General features: G+C 65.7%; 13 protein-coding genes. 5 read left to right on the plus strand and 8 right to left on the minus strand.

The features are described 5' to 3' along the window. Positions 1-159: 159 nt before the first annotated feature. Positions 160-1,839: a cation acetate symporter gene (locus tag ACFFJK_RS20475; RefSeq protein WP_379681527.1), complete on the minus strand. Its 1,680-nt coding sequence runs from the start codon at positions 1,837-1,839 to the stop codon at positions 160-162. Beyond that, the gene (locus tag ACFFJK_RS20480) at positions 1,836-2,144 is read right to left on the minus strand and encodes a DUF485 domain-containing protein (protein WP_379681528.1); all 309 of its coding nucleotides are present in this window, start codon (positions 2,142-2,144) and stop codon (positions 1,836-1,838) included. The genes ACFFJK_RS20475 and ACFFJK_RS20480 overlap by 4 nt, the downstream gene beginning before the upstream one ends. 161 nt (positions 2,145-2,305) lie before the next feature. On the opposite strand from ACFFJK_RS20480, the gene prpR reads away from it, so the two are divergent. The 3 genes from prpR (at position 2,306) to ACFFJK_RS20495 (ending at position 6,630) form a co-directional block, all read left to right on the plus strand. Beyond that, positions 2,306-3,934 carry a propionate catabolism operon regulatory protein PrpR gene (gene prpR / locus ACFFJK_RS20485; protein ID WP_379681529.1) on the plus strand — a complete coding sequence of 543 codons (1,629 nt, stop codon included), beginning with the start codon at positions 2,306-2,308 and terminating at the stop codon, positions 3,932-3,934. Positions 3,935-4,081: 147 nt separating this feature from the next. Beyond that, positions 4,082-5,461, plus strand: a complete 1,380-nt coding sequence (locus tag ACFFJK_RS20490; RefSeq protein WP_379681530.1) for a pyridoxal-phosphate dependent enzyme — start codon at positions 4,082-4,084, stop codon at positions 5,459-5,461. Then, on the plus strand, positions 5,458-6,630 hold the full coding sequence (locus ACFFJK_RS20495; protein WP_379681531.1) for a trans-sulfuration enzyme family protein: 1,173 nt from the start codon (positions 5,458-5,460) through the stop codon (positions 6,628-6,630). Before ACFFJK_RS20490 ends, ACFFJK_RS20495 begins: the two co-directional genes overlap by 4 nt. 34 nt (positions 6,631-6,664) lie before the next feature. On the opposite strand, the gene ACFFJK_RS20500 is transcribed toward ACFFJK_RS20495, so the two are convergent. The 4 genes from ACFFJK_RS20500 to clpS all read right to left on the minus strand — a co-directional run bounded on the left by ACFFJK_RS20500 (position 6,665) and on the right by clpS (position 14,473). After that, positions 6,665-8,242, minus strand: a complete 1,578-nt coding sequence (locus ACFFJK_RS20500) for a methyl-accepting chemotaxis protein (RefSeq protein WP_379681532.1) — start codon at positions 8,240-8,242, stop codon at positions 6,665-6,667. Between the two features lie 134 nt (positions 8,243-8,376). Further along, entirely contained in the window at positions 8,377-11,754 is a 3,378-nt protein-coding gene (locus ACFFJK_RS20505; protein ID WP_379681533.1) for a S41 family peptidase, read from the minus strand. A gap of 119 nt (positions 11,755-11,873) precedes the next feature. Further along, the gene (gene clpA / locus ACFFJK_RS20510; RefSeq protein WP_379681534.1) at positions 11,874-14,174 is read right to left on the minus strand and encodes an ATP-dependent Clp protease ATP-binding subunit ClpA; all 2,301 of its coding nucleotides are present in this window, start codon (positions 14,172-14,174) and stop codon (positions 11,874-11,876) included. Next, entirely contained in the window at positions 14,171-14,473 is a 303-nt protein-coding gene (gene clpS, locus ACFFJK_RS20515) for an ATP-dependent Clp protease adapter ClpS (protein ID WP_027864722.1), read from the minus strand. The genes clpA and clpS overlap by 4 nt, the downstream gene beginning before the upstream one ends. 331 nt (positions 14,474-14,804) lie before the next feature. Between clpS and cspE the strand changes: the two genes are divergently transcribed. Beyond that, positions 14,805-15,008, plus strand: coding sequence for a transcription antiterminator/RNA stability regulator CspE (gene cspE, locus ACFFJK_RS20520; protein ID WP_020653506.1), 204 nt, complete (start codon positions 14,805-14,807; stop codon positions 15,006-15,008). A gap of 116 nt (positions 15,009-15,124) precedes the next feature. On the opposite strand, the gene ACFFJK_RS20525 is transcribed toward cspE, so the two are convergent. Both ACFFJK_RS20525 and icd read right to left on the minus strand, forming a co-directional pair. Further along, on the minus strand, positions 15,125-15,403 hold the full coding sequence (locus tag ACFFJK_RS20525; RefSeq protein ID WP_379681535.1) for a hypothetical protein: 279 nt from the start codon (positions 15,401-15,403) through the stop codon (positions 15,125-15,127). Between the two features lie 77 nt (positions 15,404-15,480). Continuing rightward, positions 15,481-16,734: an NADP-dependent isocitrate dehydrogenase gene (gene icd / locus ACFFJK_RS20530; protein ID WP_379681536.1), complete on the minus strand. Its 1,254-nt coding sequence runs from the start codon at positions 16,732-16,734 to the stop codon at positions 15,481-15,483. A gap of 181 nt (positions 16,735-16,915) precedes the next feature. Between icd and ACFFJK_RS20535 the strand changes: the two genes are divergently transcribed. After that, the gene (locus tag ACFFJK_RS20535; RefSeq protein ID WP_379681537.1) at positions 16,916-17,473 is read left to right on the plus strand and encodes a pseudouridine synthase; all 558 of its coding nucleotides are present in this window, start codon (positions 16,916-16,918) and stop codon (positions 17,471-17,473) included. Positions 17,474-17,670 lie beyond the last annotated feature (197 nt).

Consider the following 17,670-nt stretch of genomic DNA (forward strand, 5'->3'; position numbering starts at 1 on the left):
AGACTCGAGATGATTTGCCAGGAAATGCAGGGTGTCGTCGAACATGGCGACGAAGGTTAACAGCGATGGGGAATGTTTACAACGACAAAATAAAAATGCCGTTCAGTCTTAACTGAACGGCATTACCGCACGCGGCGGGGTTTGCATGGAGCGGAAGGCTCAGTGGCCGCTTGCCCCTGCCGCACCAATACCGGTTTCCGACCGCACTTCCTGCGCTTCGAAACCGGCCTTGTCGATGGCGGAGCGCGGGCTCTTGTCGGTGATCGAGAACAACCAGATGCCGACGAAGCCGACCGTCATCGAGAACAGTGCCGGCGAGGCGTAGGGGAAGATCGCTTCGGCATTGCCCAGCACGTCCACCCAGACCGATTTCGACACGATGGTCAGGATGACCGCCGTGGCCAGGCCGAGGAAGCCGCCGATGGTGGCGCCGCGCGTGGTGCAGTTCTTCCACAGGACCGACATGAACAGCACCGGGAAGTTGGCCGAGGCCGCGATGGCGAAGGCCAGCGACACCATGAAGGCGACGTTCTGCCTTTCGAACGCGATCCCCAGCAGCACCGCGATGACGCCGAGTGCCGCGGTGGTGATGCGCGAGACCTTCAGTTCGCTCGCGCTGCTGACCTGGCCCTTCTTGATGACCGTGGCGTAGAGGTCGTGCGAGACCGCCGATGCGCCCGACAGGGTCAGGCCGGCCACCACCGCGAGGATGGTCGCGAAGGCCACCGCCGAGATGAAGCCGAGGAAGACGTCGCCGCCCACGGCCTTGGCCAGGTGCACTGCCGCCATGTTGTTACCGCCCAGCAGCTTGCCACCCGCGTCGAGGAAGCCCGGGTTGGTGCCGACCAGCACGATCGCGCCGAAGCCGATGATGAAGGTCAGGATGTAGAAGTAGCCGATCCAGGTGGTGGCCCACAGCACCGACTTGCGCGCTTCCTTGGCGCTCGGGACGGTGAAGAAGCGCATCAGGATGTGCGGCAGGCCGGCGGTGCCGAACATCAGCGCCATGCCGAAGGAGATGGCCGAGATCGGATCCTTGATGAAGGAACCCGGACCCATGATGGCGTCGCCCTTGGCGTGCACTTCGGTGGCGGTGGCGAACAGCTGTTCCGGGCTGAAGTTGTACTGCGCCAGCACCGCGAACGCCATGTACGAGGCGCCCGACAGCAGCAGCACGGCCTTGATGATCTGCACCCAGGTGGTCGCGGTCATGCCACCGAACAGCACGTACACCATCATCAGCACGCCGACGATCACCACGGCGATCCAGTATTCCAGGCCGAACAGCAGCTTGATGAGCTGGCCCGCGCCGACCATCTGCGCGATGAGGTAGAACAGGACCACGACCAGCGTGCCCGACGCCGCGAACATGCGGATCGGCTTCTGGGCGAAACGATAGGCGGCCACGTCGGCAAAGGTGAAGCGGCCCAGGTTGCGCAGGCGCTCGGCCATCAGGAAGGTAATGACCGGCCAGCCGACCAGGAAGCCGATCGCGTAGATCAGGCCGTCGAAGCCGTCGAGGAACACGGCCGCCGAAATGCCGAGGAAGGACGCGGCCGACATGAAGTCGCCGGCGATCGCCAGGCCGTTCTGGAAGCCGGTGATGCCGCCGCCGGCGGTATAGAAGTCGGATGCCGAACGGGTCTTGGCGGCGGCCCACTTCGTGATGTACAGGGTCGCGAGCACGAACACCGCGAACATGACGATCGCGGTCCAGTTGGTGGCCTGCTTCGTGGCCTGGCCGAGGTCGGGTGCGGCAACTGCGCTGCCTGCCGCTGCCAGGCCAGCCAATGCGCTCAGTGCGGCGAGCGCGGCCGGGGTGCGGAGTACGTTCTTCATGCCTGCACCTTCTTGCGGATCGCGTCGGTCAGCTCGTCGTACTGGCGGTTGGCGCGGCGCACGTAGATACCGGTGACCAGGATGGTGAAGAGGATGACGAACAGCCCCAGCGGAATGCCCCAGGTCATCACGCCTTCGCCGATGCGGGTGCCCATGAATTCCTTGTTGAATGCGACCAGCAGCGTGAAGCCGTAGTAGACGATCATCATCGCCCAGGTGAGGGTCCAGCCGAAACGCGAACGCGTCGTGACCAGCTTGCGGTAATTGGGGTCGCTCTTGACCCGGTGTACGACGTCTTGATCCACTTGTGTCTCCTGATGTTCTCGTATTGCCCCGGTGTTGTCCTCGAGGCTGGCACCCATCGTACGGGCGGCCGCTTACCGGATTCTTACGCACCCGCCAACAGTTCAGCCGCCCCCGTGTTTCAGGCTGAAACATGGCGCGCCAAATCGACTACACTTCAACCATGAGTCATTCCCCACGCCACCCCACCCGCAGCCCAGCGGAAGGCGACAAGCCGGTTATCTGGACCGTATCGGTCTCGCGCCTGTCCGACCTGTTCCGCGACATCACGCTCGAATACGACCACCTTGCTATGATCGAGCCGGTACACCTCGGGTTCGATGAAGCTGCACGACATCTGCGCGAGCGCATGGCGACCGAACGTTGCGACGTCGTGATCGCGGCCGGATCGAACGCGGCCTACCTCAAGGGACGCGTGGCGGTGCCGGTGGTCGTGGCCAAGGCCAGCGGCTTCGACGTCATGCAGGCGCTGGCGCGCGCCCGGCGCATGTCGCACCGGATCGGCGTCATCACCTACCAGGAACCGCTGCGCGAGCTGGCCGAGTTCGCGAGCACGTTCGGTATCGACATTGCCCAGCGCACCTATGTCACCGAGGAAGATGCGCGCGCCGGCATCAACGAACTGAAGGCGGCCGGCGTCGAGGTCATCGTCGGCGCCGGGCTGATCACGGACCTGGCCGAGGAAGCGGGCCTGGCCGCCGTGTTCCTGTACTCGGCGGCCTCGATCCGCCAGGCCTTCGACGATGCGCTGGAACTGGCGCGCCTGACGCACCTGGAGGCGAACCGCGGCCGCCGCCCCGCCGCCGCCGACACCCGGCGCGTGCGCCGCGGCCTGCACGACCTACGCGGCGAATCGGCCGCCATGGAGCGGCTGCGCCAGACCGTCGTCCTGTATGCGCGCTCGCCGGCCACGGTGCTGATCCAGGGCGAGACCGGCAGCGGCAAGGAACTGGTGGCGCAGGCCATCCACCGCGAGGGGCCGCACCGCGCCGCCTCCCGTCCCTTCGTGGCGGTGAACTGCGGCGCCATCGCCGAATCGCTGCTGGAATCCGAACTGTTCGGCCACGAGGAAGGCGCGTTCACGGGCGCGCGGCGCGGCGGCCACGCAGGCCTGTTCGAGGCCGCCGACGGCGGCACGCTGTTCCTCGACGAGATCGGCGAGATGCCGCTGCCCCTGCAGACCCGGCTGCTGCGGGTACTGGAGGAACGCGAAGTGATGCGTGTCGGCGGCACCCGCCCGGTGCCGATCGACGTGCGCGTGATCAGCGCCACGCACACCGACCTGGAAGCGCGCGTGCGCGACGGGCGTTTCCGCGCCGACCTCTTCTATCGGCTCGCGGTACTGCGCCTGCACCTGCCGCCGCTGCGCGAACGCCTGGCCGACATCGTGCCGCTGGCCGAGTGGTCGCTCAAGCATGCGCTGGCGGCGCTGGATGCGCGGCCGCACCCGAACCTGCATGCCGAGATCACGGCCTGCGCACCGCTGCTCCAGGCCTACGGCTGGCCCGGCAACGTGCGCGAACTGCGCAACCTGATGGAGCGGCTGGCGCTGTTCCTGGCGGCGGAACCGCTGCAGGCGCTGACGCCGAGTTTCCTGTTGTCGATTTCTCCCGAACTGGGCAAAGGAGCTGCAGCGCCGGCCGTGGTCGCATCGCCTGCTTCCGCCCCCTCGGCAACGGAAAGCCTCGCCGAGGTGCTTGCGCGTTTCGGAGGGCAGCGCGACGCTGCCGCGCGACATCTCGGCATCAGCCGGACCACGCTGTGGCGCCGCCTGAAGACCGAAAGCCCGTAGAGATCAACACCCCACCCGATTATCCTCGTATCATGTCTTTTTTTACATGGCCTGATGCCCATTCATCCTCTCAGCGCCAGCTCTTCCTATAGCGCCGCCCACGAAGCGGCGCACAGCCCGGGCCCTGCCCGGCCTTTCGGAGGCAATATGCAACATGCGTCGCAAGCTGCACTGTTTTCCCTGATTGGTGACACTCCGCTGATTGAAGTAACCCGGATCGACACCGGGCCCTGCCAGCTGTTCCTGAAACTCGAATCGCAGAACCCCGGCGGCTCCATCAAGGACCGCATCGGCCGCGCCATGATCGAGCAGGCCGAGCACGACGGACTTCTGGAGCCCGGCGGCACGGTCGTCGAAGCCACTGCCGGGAATACCGGCCTGGGCCTGGCGCTGGTCGCGCGCATCAAGGGCTACCGCGTGGTCCTGGTGGTGCCCGACAAGATGGCCGCCGAAAAGGTCCTGCACCTGAAGGCGCTGGGCGCCGAGATCCACCTGACGCGCTCCGACGTCGGCAAGGGCCACCCCGAGTACTACCAGGACTACGCGGCGCGCCTGGCCAGGCAGATCCCCGGCGCCTGGTTCGCCGACCAGTTCAACAACCCGGCCAACCCGCGCGCGCACGAGACCACCACCGGCCCCGAGATCTGGGACCAGTGCAACCACAAGGTCGATGCGATCGTGGTCGGCGTCGGCTCGTCCGGCACCCTCACCGGCCTGTCGCGCTACTTCCGCAAGACCCAACCCCTTCTCGAATTCGTCCTGGCCGATCCGCAGGGATCGATCCTGGCCGACTACGTCAACACCGGCGTGCTGCGCCAGGATGCCGGCTCGTGGGCGGTGGAAGGCATCGGCGAAGACTTCATCCCCGGCATCGCCGACCTGTCGCGCGTGAAGAAGGCCTATACCATCCCCGACGAGGAAAGTTTCAACACCGCGCGCCTGCTGCTGCAGCAGGAAGGCATCCTGGCCGGCTCCTCCACCGGCACGCTGCTTGCCGCCGCGCTGCGCTACTGCCGCGAACAGACGCGGCCCAAGCGCGTGGTCTCGTTCGTCTGCGACACCGGCACCCGCTATCTCACCAAGGTCTACAGCGACGGCTGGATGGTCGACCAGGGCCTGATCACGCGGCCGAAGACGGGCGACCTGCGCGACCTGATCGGGCGCCGCTACGACCACGGCGAGGTGGTGACCGTGGCGCCGACCGACACCCTGCTCACCGCCTTCAACCGCATGCGCAGCAGCGACCTGCAGCAACTGCCGGTGATCGACGGCGCGGGCCGCCTGGCCGGCCTGATCGACGAATCCGACCTGCTGCTGCACGTGACCGACGAAACGGGGCACTTCCAGGCGCCCGTATCCTCCACCATGACCCCGAACGTGCAGACCCTGCTGCCCACGGCCAGCATGGGCCACCTGCGCGAGATCCTCGACCGCGGGCTGACCGCCGTGATCCACGACGGCGAGCGCTTCTACGGCCTGATCACCCGCTACGACCTGCTCAACCACCTTCGTAGGACGCTCTCATGACCGAACAAGAGAAACACCTCGCGACCCGCGTGATCCACGGCGGCCAGGCGCCCGAGCCCGCCACCGGGGCCGTGATGCCGCCGATCTTCGCCACCTCGACCTTCCGCCAGGAGAGCCCGGGCGTGCACAAGGGCCTGGACTACGGCCGCTCGCACAACCCGACGCGCTGGGCGCTGGAGCGCTGCGTGGCCGACATCGAAAGCGGCAGCGCGGCCTTTGCCTTCGCATCCGGCCTGGCCGCGATCGCGGCCGTGCTGGAACTGCTGCCGGCGAACTCCCACATCGTGGCCGGCGACGACATGTACGGCGGCACCTTCCGCCTGTTCGAGCGTGTGCGCCGCAAGAGCGCCGGCCACACGTTCAGCTATGCCGACCTGACCGACCCGGACGCGCTGGCCCGGGCCTTGACGCCGGAAACGAAGCTGGTGTGGGTGGAGACGCCGACCAACCCGATGCTCAAGCTGGCCGACCTGGCGGCCATTGCGCAGCTGTGCCGCGCGCGCGGCATCGTCACGGTGTGCGACAACACCTTCGCCAGTCCGGTCAATCAGCGTCCACTGGAACTCGGCTTCGACATCGTGGTGCACTCGACCACCAAGTACATGAACGGGCACTCGGACGTGATCGGGGGCGTCGCCGTGGTCGGCAAGGAGGAACGGCACGCGGCGCTCGGCGAGCAGCTCGGCTTCATCCAGAACGCGGTGGGCGCCATCCAGGGCCCGTTCGACAGCTTCCTGGTGCTGCGCGGGATCAAGACCCTTGCCCTGCGGGTGGAGCGCAGCAGCGCCAACGCCCTGGCGCTGGCGCAGTGGCTGGAACGCGAGCCGAAGGTACGCAAGGTGTTCTACCCGGGCCTCGAATCGCACCCGCAGCATGCGCTGGCGCGGCGCCAGATGAGCGCCTTCGGGGGTATCGTGTCGATCGACCTGGCCACCGACCTGGCGGGGGCACGGCGCTTCCTGGAAACCTGCGAGGTCTTCACGCTGGCCGAAAGCCTGGGCGGCGTCGAAAGCCTGATCGAGCACCCGGCCCTGATGACGCACGCCAGCATCCCGGCCGAGCAGCGCGCCCAGCTGGGCATCGGCGACGGCCTGATCCGCCTGTCGGTCGGCATCGAGCACCTGGAAGACCAGCGCGAGGACCTGCGCCGGGCGCTCGCCGCGATCTGACCGGAACCGGCGACACGCTCGCCTGCGGGGCAGTTCAAGCCGTCAAGGCACGTGGTACGGCGGACGCCGCCCGCACCTTGAAGGTGCCCACCAGCTCCGACAGCTCGGCCGCCTGCTGGCGCATCGACGCCGCCGCCGCTGCCGCCTGTTCGACCATTGCGGCGTTCTGCTGCGTGGATTCGTCCATCTCGGCGATGGCCTGGCTGACCTGCGCGACGCCGCTGGCCTGCTCGGCGCTGGCGCCGTGGATGGCGTCGAGGATGCCGGCGACCTCGTGTACATGCCGCAGCACGGCGCGCATGGTGTCGCCGGCCGTGCCGGCGATGTCCGTGCCGGCCGCGATCTCCTCGCTCGACTCCTTGAGCAGCTTCTTGATCTCCTTTGCCGCCGTGGCCGAGTGCTGGGCCAGGCTGCGCACCTCGGCCGCCACCACCGCGAAACCGCGTCCTTCGCTGCCGGCGCGTGCCGCCTCCACGGCCGCGTTCAGCGCCAGGATGTTGGTCTGGAAGGCGATGCTGTCGATCATGCCGGTGATGTCGACGATCTTGTCGGCCGATGCCTTGATGGCGCCCATGCGCGCGACCACCTGCTCGACCGCCTGGGCGCTGCGGGTGGCGACATGCGATGCCGACTGGGCCAGCGCATTCGCCTCTTGCGCGCTGGCGTTGTTCTGGGCGATGGCGCCCGTCAGTTCTTCCATCGCGCCGACGGTCTGCCGCAGCGCAGTCGCCTGGCGTTCGGTCCGGCGCGACAGGTCGTGGTTGCCGTCCGCGATCTCGCCCGACACCGCATCGATCGCCCGGGCGCCCTGCAGCACCTGTGCCACGGTGGCCGACACGCCGTGCGTCATGCCGTTGAGTGCGTCGAACAGCCGGCCGATCTCATCGTGGCGCGCGTGGCGGATGACCGGGCGCAGGTCGCCGTGCGCCACCTGCTCGGCCAGCGCGACGGCCTGTTGCAGCGGACCGACGATGTTCCGGGTCAGCATCCAGGCCAGCGCGCCGCCGATGCCGAGCGCGCCAAGGCCGAGCACGAGCAGCAGCCCCTTGCCGAAGCGGGACGCCGATGCCGATTCCTCGGCCAGGCGGTGCGCCTCCGCCGTCTCGAAGGCCAGCAGGGCTTCGAGTGCATCGGTATGCGCCTTGTAAGCCTGCTCCCAGCTGCCTGCCACCAATTCCTCGACGCGGCCGGTCTGGCCGAACTCCTTGGCCTGGAACAGCTCGGCCTGGATCTTCGCCAGCGCCGCCTTGTGCTGGCCCGCCGCCGCGATCAGGGCCGCTTCCTGCCCGGTGTGCGGCAGCCCGGCCAGCTTCGCTTCGAGTTCGGCGGCGTTCTTCTTGCCGGTTGCGAGCTGGGCCAGGAAGTAATCCGCCAGTTCCACGCTGTCGCTGCGGGCGATCGAAACCGTGCGCGAACCGTTGAGGCGCTCGACGCCCAGCAGGTCCGACGCCAGCTGCTGCTTGGCCAGCTTGTCGTAGACGAGGTCGTTGGTGAGGGCGTCGGTGGCCTGCATGCGCCACAGCGCCACGGCCGAAATGAGGAGGATCAGGAAGGAAACGGCACCGAAGGAGCCAAGGATCTTGGTGCCGGTCTGGAGTTTTGCGAGGGGCATTGCAAGTATCGGAGTGGGTTGAATACTTGCATTCTAGAAATTGAATATGACTGGGCGATGAAATTTCATGACACCGCCATGATGCGATTGTCACGTAGGGTGGCCTGCTTCGTCGACCACCCTACGAGCGCCGGCTACTGCGCCGGACGCGTCAGGGCCGGAATCGCCGCTGGCTTCCATGGCTTGATCGGCTGCTCCTTCATCTTCGTCTCCAGCAGTTCGATCGCCTTTTCGAGCTGGCGGTCGCGGCCGAGGAAGGTCTCGTGCGGCAGGTTGTCGACCTCGACGTCCGGCGCCACGCCCACGCCTTCGATCAGCCATTCGCCGTCGGCGGCGAACTGGCCGAACTCCGCCACGCGGGCCATGCCGTTATCGAGCAGGCCGTTGCCGTCGCTGAGCCAGACGCCGGCGCCGGCCGTGCGCTTGCCGACTAGCGGGCCGAGCTTCAGGGCCTTCACGCCGGCGGCGAAGGTTTCGCCGTCCGAGTAGGTCAGCTCGTCCATCAGCACCACCAGGTGGCCGCGGAAGGTGTTCTGCATGTTCGACTGCGGCATGTTGCCGTTGGCGCTCCAGAACGCCCACGAACGGCGCAGCAGCTTCTCGATGATCCAGCTGTCGATGTTGCCGCCGTTATTGCGGCGCACGTCGATGATCAGGCCTTCCTTGTTGATGTTGGCGTAGAAGTCGCGCGCGAAGGCATTGATGTCGCGTGCCACCATCGCGCGCAGGTGCAGGTAGCCGATCTTGCCCTTCGAGGCCTGGTCGACCTGCTGCGCCCTGCCCTGCTCCCAGTCCGCATAGCGCAGGCTGGCGTGGCGCGCCATCGAGACCGGCGTCACGATCACTGCGCGCGGCCTGCTTCCCGCCTTGGCATCCGCGCTCTTCACGTGCAGCAGCACCTGCTTGTCGGCCTGGTCGAGCAGCAGGTCGGCGATGTCGCGCGCTTCCACCAGCGACTTGCCGTTGACGGCCGTGATGATGTCGCCTTCCTTCACGCCCACGTCCGGCGCGGCCAGGGGCCCGCGCTCGGACGGCAGCTCCGGTTCGCTCTTGTACACGCGGTCGACGCGGAAGCCCTCCGGGGTGCGCGACAGCACGGCCCCGAGGCTCGAGGGCACGCCTTCGCTGGCGGCGCGGCGCAGGTCGCCCGGGCGGATCTGCGAGTGCAGCGCCCCGAGTTCGCCCACCATCATGCCCAGCACGTCGTCCAGTTCGGCGCGGTCGGTCACGCGCTCGACCAGCGGCGCATAGCGGGTGCGCACGGCGGCCCAGTCCACGCCGCGCATGTTGGCGTCGTACAGGAAGTCGCGGTGCATGCGCCAGGCGTCGTTGAACATCTGCTTCCATTCCAGGCGCGGATTGCTGCTCACGGCCCAGTCGTCGACCTTCACGCGTGCCTTGCTCAGGTCGGCGGGCGCCTTGGCGCCGGCGGCGACGATCAGCATCTCGCCCGGGCCGCTGGCGCTGAAGGTGCGGTAGAAGACGTGCTTGCGGTCGGTGCTCAGGCCGAACTCGCGGACGTTGTTCACGAAGGTTTCCGGCTGCGGGCTGCTGCGCGAAATTTCCAGCGTCTTGAGCGCGCCGCTGCGGCCGTTGTCCGATTCGAGGATGTACAGGCGCTTCTCGTCGATGGCGAGCGCGCGGTAGTTGCCCGGTGCGATCGGCACTTCGTACAGGCGCTCGCGCAGGCCGGCATAGTCGATGGCCGGAGTCGGCGCCTTGGCTTTCTGGTCGGCGGCGGCTGCGCTGGCGGCGGTCGCGGCTGCGGCCGCGGCCACGGCAGCCGTCTTGTCCGCCTCTTCCTTGCCCGGCGTCGTCACCGCCGCCCTGGCCGCGGCCTCGGGCGACTTTTCCTCGGGCTTGGTCAGCTCGTCTTCCGGCTTGAAGGGGAAGCGCACACCCGGCTGCAGCGCCAGCGCGAACACGCCGACGCGGCGATCGAACACCGGTCCCATGTTGCGGTCGCCCCATGGGCCGGCATTGCCCACGTTGAAGTGGCGCGACGACAGGAAGTACAGCCACTTCCCGTCCGGCGAGAACACCGGCGAGTTGGCCGTATAGCGGTCGGTGGTCACGAAAGCCTTCGTCTTCGAGGCCAGGTTGTACATGCCGATCTGGTTACGCTGCTCGCTGCTGCCGACCCGGACAAAGGCCAGGTTACGGCTGTCCGGCGACCACACCACCTGGTCGGGGCGGTCGGCGCCGACCTGCATGGCGTCGTCGATGATCACGTTGGTCCTGGCGGCCAGGTCGAGCAGCCAGGTGCGGCCCTTCTTGTCGGTATGGGCCAGCCACCTGCCGTCCGGGGACGGATACAGGCCCGATCGGTGGCTGGCGCCGTCGATCGTGAGGCGCTCGCCCTTGCCCGAGCCGTCTGCCGCATAGCGCCAGATCTCGTTCTCGCCGGTGGTGTCCACGAAGGCATATACCCACTTGTCGTCGTGGCTGAAGACGGCCCCGCGGGCGCGGGCGCCTTCCGGCACGGCGATCTCGACACGGCGCTGGGTAGCGGTGCCGGCGATGGTCACCTTGCCGCGCGCGGTCAGCACGATGCGCTCGGCCTTGTTGGCCACCTCGATGCTGGTGAGCGCATCGAGCGGCGAGCGCACGCGGCGCGTGCGCTGCTGGTCGAAGTCGGAGACCAGGCTGGCCTTGAGCAGCGTATCGCTGCCGCTGGCGATGTCGAACACGCGCAGGTCGGCGCCGAGCTGGTAGGCGATGCGGCCATCCCCCAGCGAGGCGGTGCGCACGTCCCATTCCTTGTGCCGGGTGTGGACCTTGCGGTCGCTGCCGTCCGGGCGCGACGACCAGATGTTGTCGGCGCCATCGGCATCGCTGATGAAGTAGATGCGGCCGTTCCACCACATGGCGCGCCGGTTGTTGGACGTGTCGCCCTTGAACAGCGGCGTCGCTTCGGCTTTGCCGCCGAGGTCGAAGCGCCACAACTGGGCATGGGCGCCGCCCCGGTAAGCCTTGACGTTATCGTTGGTCATCGACAGGCCCATGCGCGTGAAGAACACGGTGCGGCCGTCGTCGCTGAGCGCGGCGTCGTTGGCGTCGGCCAGCGGCAGCACACGGCGCGTCATTTTCACGGGGTCGAGGGCGGCGACGATACGGTGTTTCGACGGTCCCACCGAATTTTCGGTACTCACCAGCACCTCGCCCTGCGCGGTCCAACCCAGCACGGTCACGCCGCCGTTCTCGAACGTGATGCGCTTGGGCAGGCCGCCCTCGATCGGCATCACATAGGCTTCCTGCGCGCCCTCGTATGATCCCGCGAAGGCGACGTACTTCCCGTCGTGCGAGATCGCGGCATGCGTTTCCGAAGACGGGTGCGTGGTCAGGCGGGTGGCCTTGCCGCCGCCCAGCGTGGTGCGCCACAGGTCGCCTTCGGCGGTGAAGACGATGGTGTCGCCGCGGACGGCGGGGAAGCGGAAGTAAGGATCGGCGGCGGCGGCCTGGCTCCCGATAAGGGCCAGCGACAGGGCGAGGATGGTGCGGGACACGGGCATGTTCGTTGTGGCAGAGGTTACTCAAGAGGAAGAGTTTGCCACACGTGTACTGCCGTGGGAGGTGCATACGTGCAAAAAAAACCGCGCTTGACGCGCGGTTTTTGCTGAGTGACCGAGGTTTACTCGATCTCGACCGTCTCGGCCGGAGCCGGTGGCGGCAGTGCGTCCCCTTCCGGGAACTCGAGGATGACGTCGTCCTTCTCGTTCAGGTCCACCGTCACGCGTCCGCCGTTGACCAGGCGGCCGAACAGCAGCTCGTCGGCCAGCGCCTTGCGGATCATGTCCTGGATCAGGCGCGACATCGGACGGGCGCCCATCAGCGGGTCGAAGCCCTTCTTGGCGAGGAACTTGCGCAGTTTCTCGCTGAAGACCGCTTCCACCTTCTTCTCGTGCAGCTGCTCTTCCAGCTGCATCAGGAACTTGTCCACGACGCGCAGGATGATGTCCTCGTCCAGCGCGCGGAAGCTGATGATCGCGTCCAGGCGGTTGCGGAACTCCGGCGTGAACATGCGCTTGATGTCGGCCATCTCGTCGCCCTGCGCACGTGCATCCACGAAGCCCACCGAACGCTTGGTCAGGCTCTCGGCGCCCGCGTTCGTGGTCATGATGATGATCACGTTGCGGAAGTCGGCCTTGCGCCCGTTGTTGTCGGTCAGCGTGCCGTGGTCCATCACCTGCAGCAGGATGTTGAAAATGTCCGGGTGGGCTTTTTCAATCTCGTCCAGGAGCAGCACCGCGTGCGGCTTCTTGGTGATGGCCTCGGTCAGCAGGCCGCCCTGGTCGAAGCCGACGTAGCCCGGCGGCGCACCGATCAGGCGCGACACCGCGTGGCGCTCCATGTATTCCGACATGTCGAAGCGCACCAGCTCGATACCCAGGATAAAGGCCAGCTGCTTGGCGACCTCGGTCTTGCCGACACCGGTCGGACCGGAGAACAGGAACGAGCCGATCGGCTTGTCGGTCTTGCCCAGGCCGGCCCTGGCCATCTTGATGGCCGATGCCAGCGCATCGATGGCAGGATCCTGGCCGAACACCACGTTGCGCAGGTCGCGGTCGATGGTCTGCAGCTTGCTGCGGTCGTCCTGGTTGACGGTCTGCGGAGGGATCCGCGCGATCTTCGCGATGATGTCCTCGATCTCGGTCTTGCCGATGGTCTTCTTCTGCTTCGACTTCGGCAGGATGCGCTGTGCCGCGCCCGCTTCGTCGATCACGTCGATGGCCTTGTCCGGCAGGTGACGGTCATTGATGAAGCGTGCCGCCAGCTCGGCCGCCGTGGACAGCGCCGATGCCGAATACTTCACGCCGTGGTGCTCTTCGAAGCGCGACTTCAGGCCGCGCAGGATCGCCACGGTCTGCTCGACCGACGGTTCGTTCACGTCCACCTTCTGGAAGCGGCGCGAGAGCGCGTGATCCTTCTCGAACACGCCGCGGAATTCCGTGAACGTGGTCGCGCCGATGCACTTGAGCTGGCCGTTGGCCAGGGCCGGCTTGAGCAGGTTCGACGCGTCGAGCGTGCCGCCCGACGCGGAACCGGCACCGATGATCGTGTGGATCTCGTCGATGAACAGGATGCCGTTCGGCGTGTCCTTGAGCTGCTTGAGCACTGCCTTCAGGCGCTGCTCGAAGTCGCCGCGGTACTTGGTGCCGGCCAGCAGCGCGCCCATGTCGAGCGAATACACGACGGCGTTCTGCAGGATCTCGGGCACGTCTTCCTGGACGATGCGCCATGCCAGGCCTTCCGCGATGGCGGTCTTGCCGACACCGGCCTCGCCCACCAGCAGCGGGTTGTTCTTGCGGCGGCGGCACAGGATCTGGATCACGCGGTCGACTTCTTCCTCGCGGCCGATCAAAGGATCGATCTTGCCGTCGGCAGCCGACTTGTTCAGGTTCTGGGTGAACTGGTCGAGCGGGCTTTCCTTGGCCTGGCCCTCGACCTGCGCCTCTTCCACGCCTTCCGACGCCTTGCTGGTGTCGAGCTGCTGGTCCTTGCGCACGCCGTGCGAGATGAAATTGACCACGTCGAGACGGGTCACGCCCTGCTGGTGCAGGTAGTACACCGCGTGCGAGTCCTTCTCGCCGAAGATCGCCACCAGCACGTTGGCGCCGGTCACTTCCTTCTTGCCGTTCGAGGCCGACTGCACGTGCATGATCGCACGCTGGATCACGCGCTGGAAGCCGAGCGTCGGCTGGGTGTCGACCTCGCCCGTGCCCGGGACGGTCGGGGTGTTATCACCGATAAAATTAGTCAAGGTCTTGCGCAGGTCTTCGATATTGACCGCGCACGCACGCAGGACTTCGGCGGCTGATGGGTTGTCGAGCAGGGCCAGCAGCAGGTGCTCCACGGTGATGAACTCGTGGCGCGCCTGGCGCGCTTCGACAAAGGCCATGTGTAGGGATACTTCAAGTTCCTGCGCAATCATACTTCCTCCATCACGCATTGCAGGGGGTGCCCTGCCTTACGCGCATGCGTTAAGACAAACTCCACTTTGGTACACGCTATATCTTTGGAAAACACCCCGCACACGCCCTTCCCGTGCCGATGCACGGACAGCATGATCTGGGTCGCCGTTTCGCGATCCTTGTTGAAATACTCCTGAATGATCGCCACCACGAATTCCATTGGCGTGTAGTCGTCGTTCAGCAACGCCACCTGGTATAACGGTGGCGGTTTTACGGTCTGCCGCTCCAGCAGCTGTTCAGTGTCATGCTTCGTAGCCATGGGCGTATTCTAAAGCTTTCAAAATCGGTGCCAAGCGTAAACATCAGCTCGTTTTCATGTGCTTTCCATCTTACGCGTTTTCCGTTGAATGCGCAGATGGCGATCCAATTGACGAAATCAAGAGCCGCGTTACCTCTACTGTGACCCAGCCGTGAAAAATTTGGCAACGATAGCGCAAAAGCGCTTGACTTACGTGGTTATTCCACCAACAATGCAGTCATCGACATCGTACTTATGTACTTGTTGATAAGAAGTGAGCAGGCTGAGGAGGGGGCAAGAAGCTTCTTGCTTTTATGGCTCGTGTGATTTGTTTATATTTGAAAGTTCTTTTATGGCAACTGGTACTGTTAAGTGGTTCAATGATTCCAAAGGCTTTGGCTTCATCACTCCTGATGACGGCGGCGAGGATCTGTTCGCACACTTCTCCGCGATCAATATGAACGGTTTTAAGACCCTCAAAGAAGGTCAAAAAGTCCAATTCGAAGTCACGCAGGGCCCGAAAGGCAAGCAAGCTTCCAACATCCAGGGCATGTAATCGTTCCCCTCCCGGAAGCAAAGACCCCGCTGCGGCGGGGTTTTTTTCGCCCCTGGCCGCCCCCTGCCTTTCACCGCCGCCCCGGACTGCTTCTCCTGTCGCTTCTATATTAACGCTTACTGGTTGCGCGCGTAGGCCAGTTGAGCGGCAAACGTGCGCGCGTCCGCGAGCAGCGCGTCAAGGCGTTCGGTGCTGACCGAGTCGGCGCGCGCCAGGCGCTGGCCTTCCTGCCAGTCGGCCAGTACCTCGTCGAAGCGCCGGACCAGTGCCGCGCCGGATTCGGCCAGCGCCGGCGCGACCTCCCCCTGCAGCGCGCGCAGTTCGCCGGGCGACGCCCAGCGGTGGAAGCTGTAGATGAAACGTCCGATCCTGTCGAAGTCTGCCGCCGATGTCATCGCCCTCTCCAGAAAACAGGAAGCCCCGCCTCGAGCGAGGCGGGGCTTCATGATAACCGGATCGCCGAATCCGCTATTTACATCTGCTCGATCATGACTTCGCCGAAGCCCGAGCACGAGACCTGGGTGGCGCCTTCCATCAGGCGCGCGAAGTCGTAGGTGACCTTTTTCGAGGTGATCGCCTTTTCCATCGAGCTGATGATGAGGTCGGCCGCTTCGATCCACCCCATATGGCGGAGCATCATCTCTGCCGAAAGGATGAGCGAGCCAGGGTTCACGTAATCCTTGCCGGCGTATTTCGGCGCGGTGCCGTGGGTGGCTTCGAACATCGCCACCGAATCCGACATGTTGGCCCCCGGCGCGATGCCGATGCCGCCCACCTGGGCCGCCAGCGCGTCCGAGACGTAGTCGCCGTTCAGGTTCAGGGTGGCGATGACGCTGTACTCGGCCGGACGCAGCAGGATCTGCTGCAGGAAGGCGTCGGCGATCGAATCCTTGATCGTGATCTCGCGGCCGCTCTTCGGGTTCTTGAACTTGCACCATGGGCCGCCGTCGATCAGCTCGGCGCCGAATTCCTTCTGCGCCAGCGCGTAGCCCCAGTCACGGAAGCCGCCTTCCGTATACTTCATGATGTTGCCCTTGTGGACCAGGGTCACCGAAGGCTTGTCGTTGTCGATCGCGTACTGGATCGCCTTGCGCACCAGGCGCTCGGTGCCTTCGCGCGAGACCGGCTTCACGCCCAGGCCCGAAGTTTCCGGGAAGCGGATCTTCTTGACGCCCATCTCTTCGGTCAGGAACTTGATGACTTTCTTGACCTCCGCCGAGCCTTCGGCCCATTCGATGCCGGCGTAGATGTCTTCCGAGTTCTCGCGGAAGATCACCATGTCGGTCTTTTCGGGCTGTTTCAGCGGCGAGGGCACGCCGGCGAAATAGCGCACCGGGCGCAGGCAGACATACAGATCGAGCTCCTGGCGCAGCGCCACGTTGAGCGAGCGGATGCCGCCGCCGACCGGCGTGGTCAGCGGGCCCTTGATCGATACCACGTAGTCCTTCAGCACGTCCAGGGTTTCCGAGGGCAGCCATACGTCCGGGCCGTAGACATTGGTCGACTTCTCGCCGGCGTAGATTTCCATCCAGCTGATCTTGCGGCTGCCGCCGTAGGCCCTGGCCACGGCCGCGTCCACGACCCTGATCATGACCGGCGTGATATCGACGCCGGTGCCGTCACCCTCGATGTACGGAATGACCGGATTGTCCGGCACACTCAGCGAGAAGTCGGCGTTGACGGTGATTCTCTGGCCGTCGGCCGGGACCTTGATATGTTGGTACATCGTGCTCTCCCATGTGGTCGCGTGGCAGGCCCCGCCTCGGCGTCGGCCTGGGCCCGCATTTCATCTACAATGTGGAATACGGCTGCAAGTCTTGTATAAGACACCTTCGTCGCATCTTGCATTATGCACCAGTATTTTCCGAGGCGCTACGCAGCACCTTTTATGTACCCATTCGCCATCCATGCCTCTGATCCTCTTCAATAAACCGTTCCAGGTCCTGTGCCAGTTCTCTGGACAGGACGGCCGCGAGACGCTGGCCGATTACCTGGACATCCCCAACATCTATCCTGCCGGGCGGCTGGACGCCGACAGCGAAGGCCTGATGCTGCTCACCGACGACGGCAAGCTGCAGCACAAGATCGCGCACCCGGACCACAAGGAAGCCAAGACCTACCTGGTGCAGGTGGACGGCGTGGCCGACGCGGCCGCATTGGCGCGGCTGCAGGCGCCGCTCGACCTGGGCGACTTCGTCACCAAGCCGTGCCGCGCGGTGCGCATCGCCGAGCCCGAATGGCTGTGGCCGCGCAACCCGCCGATCCGCGCGCGGCAGGACAAGCCGACCAGCTGGATCGCGATCACGCTGGAGGAAGGCAAGAACCGGCAGGTGCGCCGCATGACGGCGGCGGTGGGATTGCCGACCTTGCGGCTAGTGCGCTCGAGCATCGGGCCGTTTTCGCTGGCGACGCATCCCTTGATGCCGGGGGAGTTCGTTGAGGTACCGGCGGGGGCGCTCCGCTGACCGGGTCACCTGTCCTAGAGCAGCCCCGCCTTCTTTCGTCAGCCCGCTCCTTTGGCACGTCATCCCGGCGCAGGCCCTAACCTAGCCCCACATCTTTGCAAGTCTCCAACCCTGCATCACTCCGTTGAACCGCTGGAGGCCGTGCAGCATGGTAATAGGGCCAGCCTTGGTTTCGCTAGGGCTGCCCTTCCAGCCAC

Source organism: Massilia consociata, from assembly GCF_042432755.1.
Taxonomy (GTDB): domain Bacteria; phylum Pseudomonadota; class Gammaproteobacteria; order Burkholderiales; family Burkholderiaceae_D; genus Telluria; species Telluria consociata.